The organism is Pseudomonas sp. PF05 (assembly GCF_056521845.1).
This window is the reverse complement of sequence record NZ_JBWLPW010000003.1, coordinates 206,535-222,588: the sequence shown is the minus strand read 5'-3', so window position 1 is coordinate 222,588 and position 16,054 is coordinate 206,535. Positions and strand designations below refer to the sequence as shown.

15 protein-coding genes are annotated in these 16,054 nt (G+C 61.2%); 8 read left to right on the top strand and 7 right to left on the bottom strand.

From position 1 onward, the window contains the following. Nucleotides 1–3: 3 nt before the first annotated feature. From AC09SL_RS08595 to gloB, 4 genes are all read right to left on the bottom strand, one after another. Entirely contained in the window at nt 4–1,857 is a 1,854-nt protein-coding gene (locus AC09SL_RS08595; RefSeq protein WP_058544560.1) for an extracellular solute-binding protein, read from the bottom strand. Further along, entirely contained in the window at nt 1,854–3,686 is a 1,833-nt protein-coding gene (locus tag AC09SL_RS08590; protein WP_058544561.1) for an extracellular solute-binding protein, read from the bottom strand. The genes AC09SL_RS08595 and AC09SL_RS08590 overlap by 4 nt, the downstream gene beginning before the upstream one ends. Nucleotides 3,687–3,895: 209 nt before the next feature. Next, nucleotides 3,896–5,344, bottom strand: a complete 1,449-nt coding sequence (locus AC09SL_RS08585; RefSeq protein WP_058544562.1) for a transglycosylase SLT domain-containing protein — start codon at nt 5,342–5,344, stop codon at nt 3,896–3,898. A 99-nt stretch (nt 5,345–5,443) separates the two neighbouring features. Further along, on the bottom strand, nt 5,444–6,211 hold the full coding sequence (gloB, locus tag AC09SL_RS08580; protein WP_058544563.1) for a hydroxyacylglutathione hydrolase: 768 nt from the start codon (nt 6,209–6,211) through the stop codon (nt 5,444–5,446). 65 nt (nt 6,212–6,276) lie between these two features. Here gloB and AC09SL_RS08575 point away from each other — a divergent pair, with 65 nt between their 5' ends. From AC09SL_RS08575 to AC09SL_RS08560, 4 genes are all read left to right on the top strand, one after another. Beyond that, on the top strand, nt 6,277–7,035 hold the full coding sequence (locus AC09SL_RS08575) for a class I SAM-dependent methyltransferase (RefSeq protein ID WP_058544564.1): 759 nt from the start codon (nt 6,277–6,279) through the stop codon (nt 7,033–7,035). A gap of 86 nt (nt 7,036–7,121) precedes the next feature. Next, nucleotides 7,122–7,574 carry a ribonuclease HI gene (gene rnhA, locus AC09SL_RS08570; protein ID WP_058544565.1) on the top strand — a complete coding sequence of 151 codons (453 nt, stop codon included), beginning with the start codon at nt 7,122–7,124 and terminating at the stop codon, nt 7,572–7,574. Between the two features lie 243 nt (nt 7,575–7,817). Further along, nucleotides 7,818–8,582 (top strand): DNA polymerase III subunit epsilon, encoded by a 765-nt coding sequence (dnaQ, locus tag AC09SL_RS08565; RefSeq protein WP_058544566.1) that lies wholly within the window; start codon nt 7,818–7,820, stop codon nt 8,580–8,582. A gap of 332 nt (nt 8,583–8,914) precedes the next feature. Beyond that, complete coding sequence (locus AC09SL_RS08560; protein ID WP_058544567.1) at nt 8,915–9,529, top strand: GNAT family N-acetyltransferase; 615 nt, start codon at nt 8,915–8,917, stop codon at nt 9,527–9,529. On the opposite strand, the gene AC09SL_RS08555 is transcribed toward AC09SL_RS08560, so the two are convergent. Further along, the gene (locus AC09SL_RS08555) at nt 9,495–10,388 is read right to left on the bottom strand and encodes a LysR family transcriptional regulator (RefSeq protein WP_058544568.1); all 894 of its coding nucleotides are present in this window, start codon (nt 10,386–10,388) and stop codon (nt 9,495–9,497) included. The two genes, AC09SL_RS08560 and AC09SL_RS08555, sit on opposite strands and share 35 nt — an antisense overlap. A gap of 87 nt (nt 10,389–10,475) precedes the next feature. Then, nucleotides 10,476–10,739, bottom strand: coding sequence for a hypothetical protein (locus AC09SL_RS08550; RefSeq protein ID WP_058544569.1), 264 nt, complete (start codon nt 10,737–10,739; stop codon nt 10,476–10,478). 185 nt (nt 10,740–10,924) lie between these two features. On the opposite strand from AC09SL_RS08550, the gene AC09SL_RS08545 reads away from it, so the two are divergent. Both AC09SL_RS08545 and AC09SL_RS08540 read left to right on the top strand, forming a co-directional pair. Continuing rightward, the gene (locus AC09SL_RS08545) at nt 10,925–11,482 is read left to right on the top strand and encodes an NADPH-dependent FMN reductase (RefSeq protein WP_058544570.1); all 558 of its coding nucleotides are present in this window, start codon (nt 10,925–10,927) and stop codon (nt 11,480–11,482) included. A 225-nt stretch (nt 11,483–11,707) separates the two neighbouring features. After that, nucleotides 11,708–12,991, top strand: coding sequence for an arsenic transporter (locus AC09SL_RS08540; RefSeq protein ID WP_058544571.1), 1,284 nt, complete (start codon nt 11,708–11,710; stop codon nt 12,989–12,991). 110 nt (nt 12,992–13,101) lie between these two features. On the opposite strand, the gene AC09SL_RS08535 is transcribed toward AC09SL_RS08540, so the two are convergent. Further along, nucleotides 13,102–14,067 carry a DUF1853 family protein gene (locus AC09SL_RS08535; protein ID WP_058544572.1) on the bottom strand — a complete coding sequence of 322 codons (966 nt, stop codon included), beginning with the start codon at nt 14,065–14,067 and terminating at the stop codon, nt 13,102–13,104. Nucleotides 14,068–14,172: 105 nt separating this feature from the next. Between AC09SL_RS08535 and AC09SL_RS08530 the strand changes: the two genes are divergently transcribed. Beyond that, on the top strand, nt 14,173–15,063 hold the full coding sequence (locus AC09SL_RS08530) for an NAD(+) kinase (protein WP_003202709.1): 891 nt from the start codon (nt 14,173–14,175) through the stop codon (nt 15,061–15,063). After that, the gene (locus AC09SL_RS08525) at nt 15,060–16,034 is read left to right on the top strand and encodes a metallophosphoesterase (RefSeq protein ID WP_175360836.1); all 975 of its coding nucleotides are present in this window, start codon (nt 15,060–15,062) and stop codon (nt 16,032–16,034) included. The genes AC09SL_RS08530 and AC09SL_RS08525 overlap by 4 nt, the downstream gene beginning before the upstream one ends. Nucleotides 16,035–16,054 lie beyond the last annotated feature (20 nt).

Here is a 16,054-nt window from a genome sequence, read left to right as displayed (position 1 = left end):
TCGTTACTCCACGCTCGCAGGGGCGGCGATTTGCTGCTCGATGACCTGCTTTTCTACTTCGTCGGCCGGCTTGACCTCTGGCTTGACCCACCAGGTGGTGGTGCCGATGTCATAAGTTGGCGTGATTTTCGGATGACCGATGTGGTTCCAGTAGGCCACGCGCCAGGTTTTGATGTGCCAGTTGGGGATCACGTAGTAGCCCCATTGCAGAACCCGATCCAGCGCACGGGCGTGGGCCACCAGGCTCTGGCGCGAGTCGGCGTTGATCAGTTGCTCCACCAACTGGTCCACTGCAGGGTCCTTGAGGCCCATGGTGTTGCGGCTGCCGGGCTTGTCGGCGGCGGCGGACATCCAGAACTCGCGCTGTTCGTTCCCCGGCGAACTGGATTGCGGGAAGCTGCTCACCACCAGGTCGAAGTCCCGGGAGCGCACGCGATTGATGTACTGGGATACGTCCACCCGGCGGATGACCAGTTCGATGCCCAGGTCGCTCAAGTTGCGCTTGAAAGGCAGCAGTATCCGCTCGAACTCGGTCTGGGCCAGCAGGAATTCCAGCACCACGGGTTTACCTTGGGCATCGACCATCTTGTCGTCGACGATGCGCCAGCCCGCTTCTTGCAGCAATTGGTAAGCCTTGCGCTGCTGGTTGCGGATCATGCCGCTGCCGTCACACACCGAAGGCTGGAACGCCTCGGTGAAGACCTGCTCGGGAATCTTGCCGCGCAGGGGCTCGAGGATCTTCAACTCGTCTTCGCCGGGCAGCCCGGTGGCGGCCATTTCCGAATTCTCGAAATAGCTGCGGGTGCGGGCATAGGCGCCGTTGAACAGTTGCTTGTTGGTCCACTCGAAGTCCAGCAGCAGGCTCAAGGCCTTGCGCACCCGCACGTCCTGGAAGATCGGCCGGCGCAGGTTGTAGACAAAACCCTGCATGCCGGTGGGGTTGCCGTTGGGGATCTGTTCCTTGATCAGCCGGCCTTCGGTCACGGCCGGGATGTTGTAGGCGTTGGCCCAGTTCTTGGCGGTCATTTCCAACCAGAAATCGAACTGCCCGGCTTTCAAGGCCTCGACCGCGACGGTGTTGTCGCGATAGTAGTCGGTCACCAGTACGTCGAAATTATAGAAGCCGCGATTGACCGGCAGGTCCTTGCCCCAGTAGTCCTTGACCCGCTCATAGCGGATCGAGCGTCCGGCCTTTACTTCGGCGACCTTGTAGGGGCCGCTGCCCAGGGGGGGCTCCAGGTTGCCCTTGCTGAAGTCGCGTTCGGCCCACCAGTGTTTTGGCAATACCGGCAATTGGCCGAGGATCAACGGCAGTTCGCGATTATTGGTGTGTTTGAACTTGAACAGGACTTTGAGCGGGTCTTCGGCGATGACGTCGGCGACGTCGTTGTAATAGCCGCGAAACATCGGCGCGCCGTCCTTGGTCAGGGTCTGAAAGCTGAAGACCACGTCTTCTGCGCGTACCGGATGGCCGTCGTTGAAACGGGCTTCGGGGCGCAGGTAGAAGCGCACCCAGGCATTGTCCGGGGCTTTCTCGATTTTTTCGGCGATCAGGCCATATTCGGTGAAAGGTTCGTCCAGGCCCTGCTTGGCCAGGGTGTCGTAGATCAGGCCGATGTCATCGGCCGGCACGCCTTTGCTGATGAACGGGTTGAGGCTGTCGAAGCCCCCAAAACCGCCCTGGCGGAAGATTCCGCCTTTGGGCGCGTCCGGGTTGACGTAGTCGAAATGCTTGAAGTTCGCCGGGTATTTCGGCGGCTCGTTGTACAAGGTCAGGGCATGCTGCGGTGCGGCACAGGCCAGCCCGGCGAATAACAGGCTGCTGGCCTGCAGGAGCAGGGCTCGTAGAGGCTTCATTGATCTTTCTCCGAAGATTTCAGCCACCATGCGCTCAGGCCCAGGGTGTAGGGCGGCGTGGTGACGAAGGCGAACCGGTTGCGGTACGCCAGGCGATGATAATTGAGATACCAGTTGGGAATGCAGTAATGCTGCCACAGCAGCACCCGATCCAGGGCTTTGCCGGCGGCGACCTGTTCGTCGCGGGTTTGGGCGGCGAGCAATTTTTCCAGCAGATGGTCGACCACCGGGTTGGCGATCCCTGCGTAGTTCTTGCTGCCCTTGACCCCGGCCTGGCTGGAGTGGAAGTACTGCCATTGCTCAAGGCCGGGGCTGAGGGTCTGGCCCAGGGTCAGCAGGATCATGTCGAAGTCGAACTGGTCCAGGCGCTGCTTGTACTGGGCGCGGTCCACCGTGCGTAGTCGGGCCTGGATGCCGATGCTGGCGAGGTTTTCGACGTAGGGCTGCAGGATGCGCTCCAGGTTCGGGTTCACCAGCAGGATTTCGAAACTCAGGGGCTGGCGGTCGGCATTGAGCAGGCGCTGGCCGTTAAGGCTCCAGCCGGCTTCCTTCAACAGGCCCAGGGCCTTGCGCAAGGTTTCCCGGGGGATGCCGCGACCGTCGGTCTTGGACAGGCTGAAGGGTTCGGTGAGCAGTTTGGGTGGCAATTGGTCCCGGTACGGCTTGAGCAGCAGCCATTCATGGCCCACTGGCAGGCCGGTGGCGGAGAATTCGCTGTTGGGGTAGTAGCTGAGGGTGCGCTTGTAGGCGCCGCTGAACAGCGTGCGGTTGGTCCACTCGAAATCGAACATCAGCCCCAGGGCTTCACGTACCTTGACCTCGGCAAACGTGTTGCGCCGGGTGTTCATGAACAGACCCTGGGTCTGGGTCGGGATCTGGTGGGGGATTTGCGCCTTGATGACATCGCCCCGATTGACCGCTGGGAATTGGTAGCCGTTGGCCCAGTTCTTGGCCTGGTGTTCGATGTAGATATCGAACTCGCCAGCCTTGAAGGCTTCGAAGGCGACCTCGCTGTCACGGTAAAACTCCACGTCCATGCGGTCGTAGTTGTACTTGCCGCGATTGACTGGCAGGTCCTTGCCCCAGTAGTTCTTGACCCGTTCGAAGACCAGCTGGCGACCTGGTTGCACCTTGGTGATGCGATACGGCCCGCTGCCCAGGGGCGGTTCGAAGGTCGTCGCCTTGAAATCGCGGCCTTTCCAGTAATGCTGGGGCAACACCGGCAGTTCACCCAGGCGCAGGATCAGCAGCGGGTTGCCCGCGCGCTTGAAGACAAAGCGGATTTTCAGCGGATTGAGAATGTCGACTCGCAGTACTTCCTGCAGGTTGGTGCGGTATTGCGGGTGGCCTTCCTTGAGCAGCGTCCTGTAGGAGAACGCCACGTCATAGGCGGTAATGGGCACGCCATCATGAAAGCGCGCTTCGGGTCGCAGGTTGAACACGACCCAGCTGCGGTCTTCGCTGTATTGCACCGACTGGGCGATCAGGCCATAGCTCGACGTCGGTTCGTCACCGGATGGTGCGTACTGGCCTGTGCCGATCATCAGTGGTTCGTTCAGCTCATTGATGCCGTATTGCAGGAAATTGGGCGTGGAAACCGGGCTACTGCCCTTGAATGTATAGGGGTTGAGCGTATCGAAGGTGCCGAATGCCATGACCCGCAAGACTCCGCCCTTGGGCGCTTGCGGGTTGACCCAGTCGAAGTGGGTGAATCTGGCCGGGTACTTGAGCGTGCCAAACTGCGCATAGCCATGGCTTTCGCTGATGGTTGCGCTGGCGGGAGAGCTCAAGGCCAGGCCGATCAGGAGCAAGAGGAGGGGACGTATCAAGTCTGAGATCCGATCCAGGCGGCTTGGGCTTTATGGCCTGTACAGTAACAGCTTGTATCGGCAGGAAAAAGGCGGGGTTGTAGGAGCTGTCGAGCGCAGCGAGGCTGCGATCTTTCCCCAGACACTTAAATATCAAGCGAAAGATCAAAAGATCGCAGGCTTCGCCAGCTCCTACAACAACCCAGTCCCTAGTTACAGGTGCCCCGGTGTCAATGCGGGGAATAGACCGTCAGCATCTGCCCAGGCTTGAGTGCCTTGCCCATCCGCGGGTTCCAGCGCTTGAGGTGCTGCATTTCCACGTTGAAGCGCTTGGCGACGACGTACAACGAATCACCCTGCTTGACCTTGTATTGGGTTTGCTTCTTCTTGCCCTTGGTATTGGCGGCCACCACGGTGCTGATGCGCTTGCCTTTGGCCTTGGTGGGCGTGGCGTCCAGCATCACCAGGGTCTGGCCGATCTTGAGCTTGCTGCCACGCAGCTTGTTCCAGCGTTGCAAGTCCTTGGTCCGGACGTTGTTGGCCTTGGCGATCTGGCCGAGGTTGTCGCCGCGCTTGACGCGGTAGGTGCGTCTTGCACCTGCCAAGTCGCTGTCGTCGGTCGATTCAAACACCGGCTTGGGCGAGCGCTGGCTGATCAGTTCTTCCGGGCGCATGGTCGACAGGCTGGCGGCCAGCAACTGGGCCTTGGACGTTGGCACCAGCAGGTGCTGGGGGCCATCGATGGTGGTGCGCTGCTTGAAGGCCGGGTTGAGCTGGAACAACTCGTCTTCGTCGATGTTGGCCACGGCGGCGACCTTGGACAGGTCCATGCGCTGGTTGATCTCGACGACCTGGAAATACGGTTCGTTGGCGATCGGGTTGAGGTTCACGCCATAGGCTTCGGGCGAGAGCACCACCTGGGACAGCGCCAGCAACTTTGGCACATAGGCCTGGGTCTCGCTGGGCAGCGGCAGGTTCCAGTAGTCGGTGGGCAGGCCAAGCTTCTCGTTGCGCTCGATGGCGCGGCTGACCGTGCCTTCGCCGGCGTTGTAGGCTGCCAGCGCCAGCAACCAGTCACCGTTGAACATGTCGTGCAGGCGCGTCAGGTAGTCCAGGGCGGCCGTGGTGGAGGCGGTGATATCGCGACGCCCGTCATAAAAGCGGGTCTGGCGCAGGTTGAAGTAACGCCCCGTGGACGGGATGAATTGCCACAGGCCCACTGCGTTGGCCCGGGAATAGGCCATGGGGTTGTAGGCACTCTCGATCACCGGCAGCAGCGCCAGCTCCAGCGGCATGTTGCGCTCTTCGAGGCGTTCGACGATGTAATGAATGTACAGGCTGCCGCGCTCGCCGGCGTTTTCCAGGAAGGAGGGGTTGCTGGCGAACCACAGGCGCTGTTGCTCGATACGCGGGTTGACGCCGGCCGTTTCCTGCAGCTGGAAGCCCTGGCGCATGCGCTCCCAGACATCCTGGGGTACTTGGGGGCTGGGTTTTTCACTGAGCCATAGCGGCTTCTGCTTGGCGCGAGCGGCGATATTCGGCGTATGGGCCGCGTCGGTCTGCGGCAGCTGGCTCGAGCTCTGGCAGCCCGCCAATGTGGCTGACACAGCCACCGCGATGGCTTGAGCCAAGCGGGTCAAAGTGTCTGACTGGACGGACCTACGTATAGATGACGACATTGGCTGGAAGTAAGTTCCGGGCAAAAATGTCGGCCGATTCTAGGAAGCGCACCCCAGCAGGTCAACCTTTCAGAATTTTTGTATCAAGCGATAGCTGCCTTAGAACTTATCTTTCCAAGCTCTCAAGGCCGCAAAAACCTCACTTGGCGTCTGGTTTCGCTGGCCATTCCGTTCGTCTGCTTTTTGTTTAACGGATGTTTCAGTCGTGCGCAGGAACGGGTTGGTGAGTTTTTCCAGGGCCAGGGTCGAGGGCAGTGTCATGATGCCTTCGCTGCGTTGTCGGCTGACTTTTTCCAGGCGGGCGGCGATGTCCGGATTGCCTGGCTCCACGGCGGCCGCGAATTTCAGGTTGCTGAGGGTATATTCATGGGTGCAGTAGATCAGCGTATCTTCAGGCAGGGCGGCGAGGCGACTGAGCGAGTGGTGCATTTGCGCAGGCGTGCCTTCGAAGAGCCGGCCGCAACCGGCAGCGAACAGGGTGTCGCCACAGAACAGCAGGCCGTGGTGGTAGTAGGCGATGTGCCCCAGCGTATGGCCAGGCACGGCGTAGACATCGAAGTCCCAGCCGAGCACGCTGACCTTGTCGTTGTCATGCAGGGCCTTGTCCCGCGCCGGGATGTTTTCGCTGGCCGGGCCATGGACGGTGGCGTTCGTCGCATTTTTCAGTACCTGGACGCCGCCGACGTGATCATGATGATGGTGGGTGATCAAGATGTCGCTCAGGACCCAGCCCGGATGGGCCTCGAGCCAGGCCTGCACCGGCGCGGCGTCACCCGGGTCGACCACGGCGCACCGTTGGGTAGAGTGATCCTGTAACAACCAGATGTAGTTATCGGTGAATGCGGGCAGGGCACTGATCTGTATCATCGCGGAATTCGCCAAGCGGAAAACAAAGGCGCATCTTAGAACTTCCTGACGCGTTGGAGAATGCAATGACCGATGAAGCGTTCGCTCAGGCTGATCCTGACTGGTTGGCGTTGATCAGTGCCGCCCGTGAATGGCTGTCCGGCCCTGTCGGGCAATTTTTGCTGGAAGAAGAACGGCACATGCTCGAAGACGAGTTGGGCCGGTTCTTCGGCGGCTATCTGGTGCACTACGGACCTTCGGCGCAGACGCCGCCGTCGGCACCGCAAGTCCAGCGCAACGTGCGCCTGGGGGCGCCGTTGCCCGGGGTGGAAATCGTCTGCGAGGAGCAGGCCTGGCCGTTGAGCGAACATGCCGCCGACGTGGTGGTCATGCAGCACGGCCTGGATTTCTGCCTGTCGCCCCACGGTTTGTTGCGTGAAGCCGCCAGCAGCGTGCGCCCCGGCGGGCACCTGTTGATCATCGGCATCAACCCCTGGAGCGCTTGGGGCTTGCGTCATGTCTTTGCTCATGACGCCTTGCGCCAGGCCCGCTGCATCTCGGCGTCGAGGGTTGGCGACTGGCTCAACCTGCTGGGCTTTGCGCTGGAGAAACGCCGCTTCGGGTGCTATCGTCCGCCGCTTGCATCGCCCAAGTGGCAGGCGCGCCTGGCCGGCTGGGAGCGCAAGGCCGGTGACTGGCAGCTGTCCGGCGGCGGCTTCTACCTATTGGTGGCGCGCAAGATCGCGGTCGGGCTGCGCCCGGTGCGCCAGGCGCGACGCGAGCCGATGGGCAAACTGATTCCCTTGCCAATGGCCAAGGTCAATCGTCGCCACATCGGGCCGTAACCTTTTTCGATGGTCTTGCCGGTATCGGGCCGCGCGTGTTGTCGGGCCGATCGGCGGGCCTTTGCATTTTTTCTGGATAGATTGGCATGAGCGATAGCGTAGAACTCTTCACTGATGGCGCCTGCAAAGGCAACCCCGGTCCGGGCGGCTGGGGCGCGTTGCTGGTGTGCAAGGGCGTGGAGAAGGAACTCTGGGGCGGCGAAACCAATACCACCAACAATCGCATGGAACTGATGGGTGCGATCCGTGGCCTGGAAGAGCTCAAGCGGCCCTGCGATGTGCTGCTGGTGACCGACTCGCAGTACGTCATGAAAGGCATCAACGAGTGGATGGCGAACTGGAAAAAGCGCGGCTGGAAGACGGCGGCGAAGGAACCGGTGAAAAATGCCGATCTCTGGAAGCTGCTGGATGAGCAGGTCAACCGCCACAACGTCACTTGGAAATGGGTGCGCGGCCACATCGGCCACCACGGCAACGAACGCGCCGACCAGTTGGCCAATCGTGGGGTCGATGAGGTTCGGGGCTACAAGCAGGCCTGATTCAGCCGGATGTACCTCCTATGGCGAGGCGCTTGTGTGGGAGCAAAGCTTGCTCGCGACACAGGCGCCCCGGTTTTCCTGCAAGAGCGCATGATCTTCATCGCGAGCAAGCTTTGCTCCCACAGTGTTTGCTCTCGCTCATCATCTGCTTCCACGAGCCTGGCTCTCAGGTAAATCCCCTTGCCACAAGAGCGTGTTAACATCCGCGCCTTTGCAAGCATGTCCGCTGGGAACTGAACACTGATGGCCAACAGATCTGTAGTACTGGATACCGAAACCACCGGCATGCCGGTGACCGATGGTCACCGGATCATTGAAATCGGTTGTGTCGAGCTGATCGGCCGGCGCCTGACCGGTCGCCATTTCCACGTTTACCTGCAACCGGATCGCGAAAGTGACGAGGGCGCCATCGGCGTGCACGGCATCACCAACGAGTTTTTGGTGGGCAAGCCGCGCTTCGCCGAAGTGGCCGATGAGTTCTTCGAATTCATCCAAGGCGCGCAGTTGATCATCCATAATGCGGCGTTCGACGTCGGGTTCATCAACAACGAATTTGCCCTGATGGGCCAGCACGACCGGGCCGACATTACCCAGCATTGCACCATCCTCGATACCTTGATGATGGCCCGGGAACGCCATCCTGGGCAGCGCAACAGCCTCGACGCCTTGTGCAAGCGCTACGGCGTCGACAACTCCGGTCGTGAACTGCACGGCGCCTTGCTCGACTCCGAGATCCTGGCCGACGTCTACCTGACCATGACCGGCGGCCAGACCAGCCTGTCCCTGGCCGGTAACGCCTCGGACGGTAACGGTACTGGCGAAGGCTCTGGCAACCAGGCCACGGAAATCCGCCGTTTGCCCGCTGACCGCCAGCCATCGCGGATCATCCGTGCCAGCGAAAGCGACCTGGCCGAACATGCCGCGCGTCTGGAAGCCATCGCCAAGTCCGCAGGTGCTCCGGCATTGTGGACGCAGTTGGCCGAGTCGCAGGCCGCTTCGCACGGATGAACTCTGGAAAGGGCCCTGTAGGAGCTGTCGAGCGAAGCGAGGCTGCGATCTTTTGATCTTTCACTTGAGAGACTCAATGGTCAGGGAAAAGATCGCAGCCTTCGGCAGCTCCTACAGAGGCCAGCGGGAACAATCTCTGGCCACAATGATTCATTCAGCCTTAAGTGGGCTACTGCATCCATCGTTCATTTCTCGCCACAATCGCCACGACCTTCTACCCTGAGGTAACGGGCAGTCCACGGATCCCGCTTGATGTGTGAAGACTTGAAAGACAAGGGCAATGGATGGCACCACGCCGTTGGTTGCCTCAAGGAATGAGGACCTTCCCCAGTATGCAACCGGTCATGAATCCCAAGCACCCCGGCTTGTCGGTGCGCGTCGTCGATGACGGCTTTGCCGCCTATATCTGGGGCAGTGATTTCAGTTTCGAAGTCAGCGATTACGCGACGGCGCAGATCGGCCGGCCCGTCGGCCAGTGGCCGGTGACGCCCATTGTTCCCTATCGCAAGTGCTATGGCATCGATCCCGAGGAGTTCAGCAGTTTTCGCGACGCCCCGGACAGCGAGATCTTCATGGCTTATCTCGATGACCAGCCCGTGGGGCATCTGGTGGTCAGTACCAACTGGAACGGCTATGCCCACATCGACGAGTTGGCGGTACACGCCCCGGCCCGTCGCCATGGGGTGGCCAAGGCGTTGCTCGATGTCGCCCAGTTCTGGAGCCGCAAGAAAAAACTGCCGGGCATCATGCTCGAGACCCAGAACAACAATCTGGGTGCGTGCCGGCTCTATGAGCGTTGCGGTTACGTGCTTGGCGGTATCGATCACCTGCGCTATCGCGGCATTGACCGGCATACCGCTGAAGTGGCGTTGTTCTGGTACCGGTTGTTCGACGATCCGCTGGGCATGTCGATCAGTGGCTCAACAACGCCTCGGCTTGTTCCGTAACCCGTTCCAGCAGCGATTGGAGGGCGGGTGAGGGCGGCGTGCCGTTCAGGCTCAGGGCATAGAGGCCAATCGCAATGGCGGGCGATACCGGGCAGACGTCCAGGCCACTGCCCTTGGCACCGGAGGCAGTGAACGGGTCGACGATGGCAAGACCTTCGCCGGCCTCGACCATGGCGCGCATCATTTGATGGGTCTGGACGCGGATCTGGATCATCGGTGCCGGTCGCAACGCCGCCAGTTTATGCTCGAACGCAGGGCTCAGCGGGTCATGGCCATCCAGGCCTATCAATGGCTGGCCCGCCAGGTCCTGGAGTGAAATGTATTTCTGCCGTGGTTGCAGCCAGCCGTGGGGTGCCAGCAATTGCAGCTTGCCTTGGGCGATCGTCTGGCAATGAATGTCGGGGTGTTCGGGATCGTGCAAGCTCAGGCCCAGGTCGCTTTCACGCAACAGCAGGCTGTGGACGATGTCGCGGGTCGGTTGGCTGAGCAGGGTGCAAGGTGCATCCGGATGGCGGCGACGCAAGGCAGCGATGCTCTGGGGTAACAATTGCTGGGCCAGCGGCGGGGTGCAGATAATACGCAAGGGCGGCGCTTGATAGAGTTTCAGGCTGCTGGCCAGGCGCTGCACCGGTTCGAGGGTGTCGTACACCCGCGTGATGCCTTCGCGCAGTTCAAGGGTTTCCCGGGTGGCCTGCAAACGCCCGCGCACGCTGGCAAAGAGCATGAAGCCCAACTGGGCCTCGGCATCGCGCAGGATCGCCTCGACCTCCGCCACCGGCAGTTGCAGCCATTCGGCCGCCGTGCCGAGGTGGCCGGTTTGCAACAGCGCCTGGATCACTTCGATGTGGCGTAAACGCATGCAAGAAGTCCATGTTCGGCGGGTGAGCCATCAAGTGGCTGAATCCTAACCCAAATCCGGGCATGACTTCTGCTCATAACCAATTGGTTACAGCGCTATTTGCGTTTCAGTGGATGTTTGCGCCTGCAGTGGCGGTTCCGGTTCGCGCGTCAATTCGATTTGAGATTGCACCAGAATAAATTTGCCGTCGTCGAGTTTGTTGACTCGATCACCGATAGCCAGCTTATAGGTGGTGACAGGCTCCTTGCCGTTTCCGTCAGGCGACGGGGTCGATTCCTGGAACTCATGCACCGAATAGACGCGACCTTCGCCGTCCCGCGCATGAAATTGTCCGACAAGTACTGCTGCCATCGCTTAGAACCTCTGGAAATAAATCACTCGATTTGCGGTTCTGTAGACCCTGGTCAAGCGCGGTAAGTTTTCCTACATGAAAAAAATAGTCCAGCCGACAGGTTTTCGTCGCTCCACTGGTCCAATTGTTGCCCCGATCATCTATAACTACAGGCTCCTTTGAGCTGACAGTCGAGAAGCCTCTTATGAGTAATGTCTATACAGTGGCCGTTTTGGTGGGCAGCCTGCGCAAGGCATCGATCAACCGCAAGGTCGCGCTGGCACTGGCTGACCTGGCGCCAGCCAACCTCAAGCTGAACATCGTCGAGATTGGCGAACTGCCACTTTATAACGAAGACATCGATGTAACACCGCCGCCAGCCTACACCACATTCCGCCAGCAGGTGGGCGCGGCCGACGCCTTGTTGTTCGTCACGCCTGAGTACAACCGCTCGGTGCCGGCGCCGCTGAAGAATGCCATCGACGTCGGTTCGCGTCCCTATGGCCAGAGTTGCCTGAGCGGTAAGCCGGGCGCGGTGATCAGTGCTTCGCCGGGCGCCGTCGGTGGTTTCGGCGCCAACCATCATTTGCGCCAGTCGCTGGTCTTCCTTGACGTTCCCTGCATGCAGCAGCCGGAAGCCTACCTGAACGGTGCCGGGACGGCGTTTGACGAGGCGGGCAACCTGTCGGAGTCGGTACGGCCTTTCCTGCAGAAGTTCATCGATGCCTACGGCCAGTGGGTCGAGCAACACAAGAAGGCTTGATCTCTTCGCACAGCTTCAAGCCAATCGCCTTTGTGGCGAAGTAATTTTCTGTGGGAGCAAGGCCTTGCTCCCACAGTGGAATAACCCTCCCTCGCGACATCGGCAACTCATCTGCGCGCTTTACTGAATATTCGAATTTCCATATATTCGCCCCTTCGCACCACCAGGCCGTTTTTCGTCACGCCTGACTCCCTCTTTTCAGTTCTCCTTCCAAGGCTGTTGCGCATGCTGATCGCGTCGTTGATTTTCCTGCTGACCATTACGCTGGTGATCTGGCAGCCCAAGGGGCTTGGCGTCGGCTGGAGCGCGACGCTCGGCGCGCTGCTGGCGTTGTTGAGCGGGGTGGTGCAGGTCAGCGACATTGCGCTGGTCTGGCAGATCATCTGGAACGCCACCGGTACGTTTGTCGCGCTGATCATCATCAGCCTGCTGCTGGACGAAGCCGGCTTCTTCGCCTGGGCGGCCTTGCATGTGGCCCGTTGGGGAAAGGGCAGTGGACACAAGCTGTTTGCGTTCATGGTGCTGCTGGGGGCTCTGGTGTCGGCCCTGTTTGCCAATGACGGGGCGGCGTTGATCCTGACGCCTATCGTGATTTCGATGTTGCTGGCATTGCGCTTTTCCCCGGTAGCGACCCTGGCATTCGTGATGGGCGCCGGTTTCATTGCCGACACCGCGAGCCTGCCGCTGGTGGTATCGAACCTGGTGAACATTGTCTCGGCGGACTTCTTCGGCATTGGTTTCAACCGCTATGCAGCGGTCATGGTGCCGGTGAACCTGGTCAGCGTGGCGGCCAGCCTGGCGATCTTGCTGTGGTTCTTTCGTCGCGACATCCCGCGCGACTACGACCCCGATCAACTGGACGATCCGGCGCAGGCGATCCACGACAAGGCAACGTTTTATACCGGCTGGGCGGTGCTGGTGATCCTGCTGCTGGGCTGCTTTGCGCTGGAGCCGCTGGGGATTCCCATCAGTGCGATCTCGGCGGTCTGCGCTGCATTGCTGCTGGCTGTCGCGGCCCGCGGCCACAAGATTTCCACCCGCAAGGTGATGAAGGAAGCGCCGTGGCAGATCGTGATTTTCTCCCTCGGCATGTACCTGGTGGTCTATGGCCTGCGCAACGCCGGGCTGACCGGCTACCTGGCCCATTGGCTCGACGGCTTCGCCGAATATGGGGTATGGGGTGCGGCCATGGGCACCGGGTTGCTGACGGCTTTCTTGTCATCGATCATGAATAACATGCCGACGGTACTGGTCGGTGCCTTGTCCATCGATGCCAGCCAAGCCACCGGGGTGGTGAAGGAGGCGATGATCTACGCCAACGTCATTGGCAGCGACCTGGGCCCGAAAATCACCCCGATAGGCAGCCTGGCGACTTTGCTGTGGCTGCATGTGCTGGCGCGCAAGAACATCCAGATCAGCTGGGGGTATTACTTCAAGGTCGGGATCGTGCTGACGCTGCCGGTGTTGCTGGTGACGTTGGCGGCGTTGGCTGTGCGGTTGTCCCTGTAGGCGCTGCCGAGCGAAGCGAGGCTGCGATCTTTCCCCTGGCACTTGAGTCTCAAGCGAAAGATCAAGAGATCGCAGGCTTCGCCAGCTCCTACAGGGCTTGCGCCAATCTATTAAGCACTACCCGGCACATTCGGCCAAAGATCGGCCACCAGGAACACCCGCTCGGCTTCCTCCCACTCGCCCTCGGCGTTTTCGCTCAGGCGCACCATCAACTGCGCCGGGGCCATGGGGTCCAGGGCCATTCGCCAAGCGTCAAATTGCGCGGTGCTCCAGGTTTGGTCCGCCGGATAATGCGCCGGGGCCAGCCAGGCGGCGCGGGGCAGGGGTTGCCAGCGCCCCGGTGGACGCTGGGCGATAAACTCAGGCCAGTCCCGCTGGTGCAACCAGCGGCCGCGCAAATGCCGGGGGTGGGCACCGGCCGGCGGTTCAGCCTGGCCCGGCCAGGGGTACAGCAGATACCCGCCCAACCAGAGTTCGGAACGAAACAGCTCGATCCCCGTGGGCTCGATACCCAGTGCCGCCAGGGCCTCTCGGCTTTCCGGGCGGGCCGAAATCGGCAGTTGGTGTTCGCGTAGATGGGCCAGCTTGCGGTCGAGCCGATCATGACAACCCGGGCCCAGCCATTGCGCGGCGTCCAACCCGTTACCGTGCTGGGGGCCAAGGTACAACTTGATCGCCAGCTCCAGGTGATGGATGCCGTCACGATCGCGCAGCAGCAGGTCCAGTTCACCCAGCGTTTGGCCTTCGTGGCGGATCGGCAGGTTCGCGGCAATCAGTTCGATGCCCGGGGCATGCTGCGCGGCAAACTGCCACAGCCTTTCGTAATACAGGCCCAGGCGCCGCGTTCGCCCTTGGGACAGGCAATGCAGCAGCGGGTAGCTGTCACGGTCCAGTTGCCGCAGCCAGTGCTCCAACTGATCAGGTGCCTGTACCCAGTCACTGCCGGCCAGGGGATGGCGCTGGGGCCAGGGCGTGTCGATGAGCATCGGCGGGGCGATGATCGCCCACGCGAGGTCGCGCACTTCGGGATGGCGCAGGCGGCGGGGCAAGTCCAGCAATTCAGGGAACAGGATCATTTTGCGAGCATAGCTGCTGCGACGAAGGCTTAAAGGATTTTGTCTATGGAGCGCTTTCGCCCATAATCGTGGTTTTCGCCCGCCGCAGACCCTCGCAGGAGCCTCATGGAGCAATTTCGCAATATCGGCATCATCGGTCGCCTGGGCAGTTCGCAGGTGTTGGACACCGTTCGCCGTCTCAAACGTTTCCTCCTGGAGCGACACCTGCATGTGATCCTCGAAGATACCATCGCCGAAGTCTTGCCGGGCCATGGCCTGCAGACGTCGTCGCGCAAGATGCTGGGCGAGGTCTGCGACATGGTGATCGTGGTCGGTGGCGACGGCAGCCTGCTGGGGGCCGCCCGGGCCTTGGCGCGGCACAACATCCCGGTGTTGGGGATCAACCGGGGCAGCCTGGGGTTCCTCACCGATATCCGCCCTGACGAGCTGGAAACCAAGGTCGCCGAGGTGCTGGACGGCCACTACCTGGTGGAAAACCGCTTCCTGCTGCAAGCCGAGGTCCGCCGTCACGCCGAGGCCATTGGCCAGGGCGATGCCCTCAATGACGTGGTGCTGCACCCTGGCAAATCCACGCGCATGATCGAATTCGAGCTGTACATCGACGGCCAGTTCGTCTGCAGCCAGAAAGCCGACGGCCTGATCGTCGCCACACCCACCGGCTCCACGGCCTACGCGCTTTCGGCCGGTGGGCCGATCATGCATCCCAAGCTCGACGCTATTGTGATTGTGCCCATGTACCCCCATACCTTGTCTGGGCGACCGATTGTGGTCGATGGCAACAGTGAGCTGAAAATCGTCGTGTCCAAGGATATGCAGATCTACCCGCAAGTGTCCTGTGATGGCCAGAACCATTTCACCTGCGCGCCGGGTGACACCATTACCGTCAGCAAAAAAGCGCAGAAGCTGCGTCTGATCCATCCGCTGGATCACAATTACTACGAAGTCTGCCGGACCAAGCTCGGCTGGGGCAGTCGGTTGGGGGGTGGAGGCGACTGATGCTCGATCCCGCGCGCAGTTACGATTTGATCGGTGACGTGCACGGATGCGCCCTGACCCTGGAACACCTGCTGGACCGACTCGGTTACCACAAGCAGGGCGGGGTCTGGCGGCATCCGTCGCGCATGGCCGTGTTCCTGGGGGACATCATCGACCGTGGCCCGCGGATTCGCGAGGCGCTGCACATCGTCCACGACATGGTCGTGGCCGGCCAGGCGCTGTGCATCATGGGCAACCACGAGTTCAACGCCCTGGGCTGGAGCACACCGGCATTGCCGGGCAGCGGTCAGCGCTACGTGCGCGAACACACGCCGCGCCATGCCCGCCTGCTCAACGAGACCCTGACCCAGTTCGAGCAGCATCCCGGCGACTGGCATGACTTTCTCAAATGGTTCTACGAGCTGCCGCTGTTTGTCGACGCCGGCCGGTTCCGGGTGGTGCATGCCTGTTGGGATGCGGGCCTGATCGAACCGCTGCGTGGCCTGTTCCCCGACGGTTGTGTCGACGAGCATTTCCTCCAGGCCTCGGCGCAACCGGGCAGTTTTGCCTGCACGGTGTTCGATCGTTTGCTGCGTGGCACGGACATGCGCCTGCCCCATGGCTTGACGCTGACGGGAGGCGATGGCCTGACCCGTTCGTTTTTCCGCACCAAGTTCTGGGAAGACAACCCGCAGACCTACGGCGACATTGTGTTCCAGCCCGACGCCTTGCCGGAACCAGTGGCCCGCACGCCGCTGTCGGCCGATGAAAAAAACAACCTGCTGCGCTATGGCGTCCATGAACCGTTGCTGTTCGTCGGCCACTATTGGCGCAGCGGCAAACCCGCGCCCATTCGCCCGAACCTGGCCTGCCTGGATTACAGCGCAGTGCTCTACGGCAAACTGGTCGCCTATCGTCTCGACCAGGAAACCCGCCTGGATCCGCACAAGTTCGTCTGGGTCGATGTCGAGCGGCCGGAGGTGGTGCAATGAGATTGTCTGTCACGCGAACG

What these genes read in the sequence shown, in the direction of transcription:
- AC09SL_RS08595 (WP_058544560.1), bottom strand. Translation starts at nt 1,857, where the DNA reads ATGAAGCCTCTACGAGCCCTGCTCCTGCAGGCCAGCAGCCTGTTATTC.
- AC09SL_RS08585 (WP_058544562.1), bottom strand. Translation starts at nt 5,344, where the DNA reads ATGTCGTCATCTATACGTAGGTCCGTCCAGTCAGACACTTTGACCCGC.
- gloB (WP_058544563.1), bottom strand. Translation starts at nt 6,211, where the DNA reads ATGATACAGATCAGTGCCCTGCCCGCATTCACCGATAACTACATCTGG.
- AC09SL_RS08575 (WP_058544564.1), top strand. Translation starts at nt 6,277, where the DNA reads ATGACCGATGAAGCGTTCGCTCAGGCTGATCCTGACTGGTTGGCGTTG.
- rnhA (WP_058544565.1), top strand. Translation starts at nt 7,122, where the DNA reads ATGAGCGATAGCGTAGAACTCTTCACTGATGGCGCCTGCAAAGGCAAC.
- dnaQ (WP_058544566.1), top strand. Translation starts at nt 7,818, where the DNA reads ATGGCCAACAGATCTGTAGTACTGGATACCGAAACCACCGGCATGCCG.
- AC09SL_RS08560 (WP_058544567.1), top strand. Translation starts at nt 8,915, where the DNA reads ATGCAACCGGTCATGAATCCCAAGCACCCCGGCTTGTCGGTGCGCGTC.
- AC09SL_RS08555 (WP_058544568.1), bottom strand. Translation starts at nt 10,388, where the DNA reads ATGCGTTTACGCCACATCGAAGTGATCCAGGCGCTGTTGCAAACCGGC.
- AC09SL_RS08550 (WP_058544569.1), bottom strand. Translation starts at nt 10,739, where the DNA reads ATGGCAGCAGTACTTGTCGGACAATTTCATGCGCGGGACGGCGAAGGT.
- AC09SL_RS08545 (WP_058544570.1), top strand. Translation starts at nt 10,925, where the DNA reads ATGAGTAATGTCTATACAGTGGCCGTTTTGGTGGGCAGCCTGCGCAAG.
- AC09SL_RS08540 (WP_058544571.1), top strand. Translation starts at nt 11,708, where the DNA reads ATGCTGATCGCGTCGTTGATTTTCCTGCTGACCATTACGCTGGTGATC.
- AC09SL_RS08535 (WP_058544572.1), bottom strand. Translation starts at nt 14,067, where the DNA reads ATGATCCTGTTCCCTGAATTGCTGGACTTGCCCCGCCGCCTGCGCCAT.
- AC09SL_RS08530 (WP_003202709.1), top strand. Translation starts at nt 14,173, where the DNA reads ATGGAGCAATTTCGCAATATCGGCATCATCGGTCGCCTGGGCAGTTCG.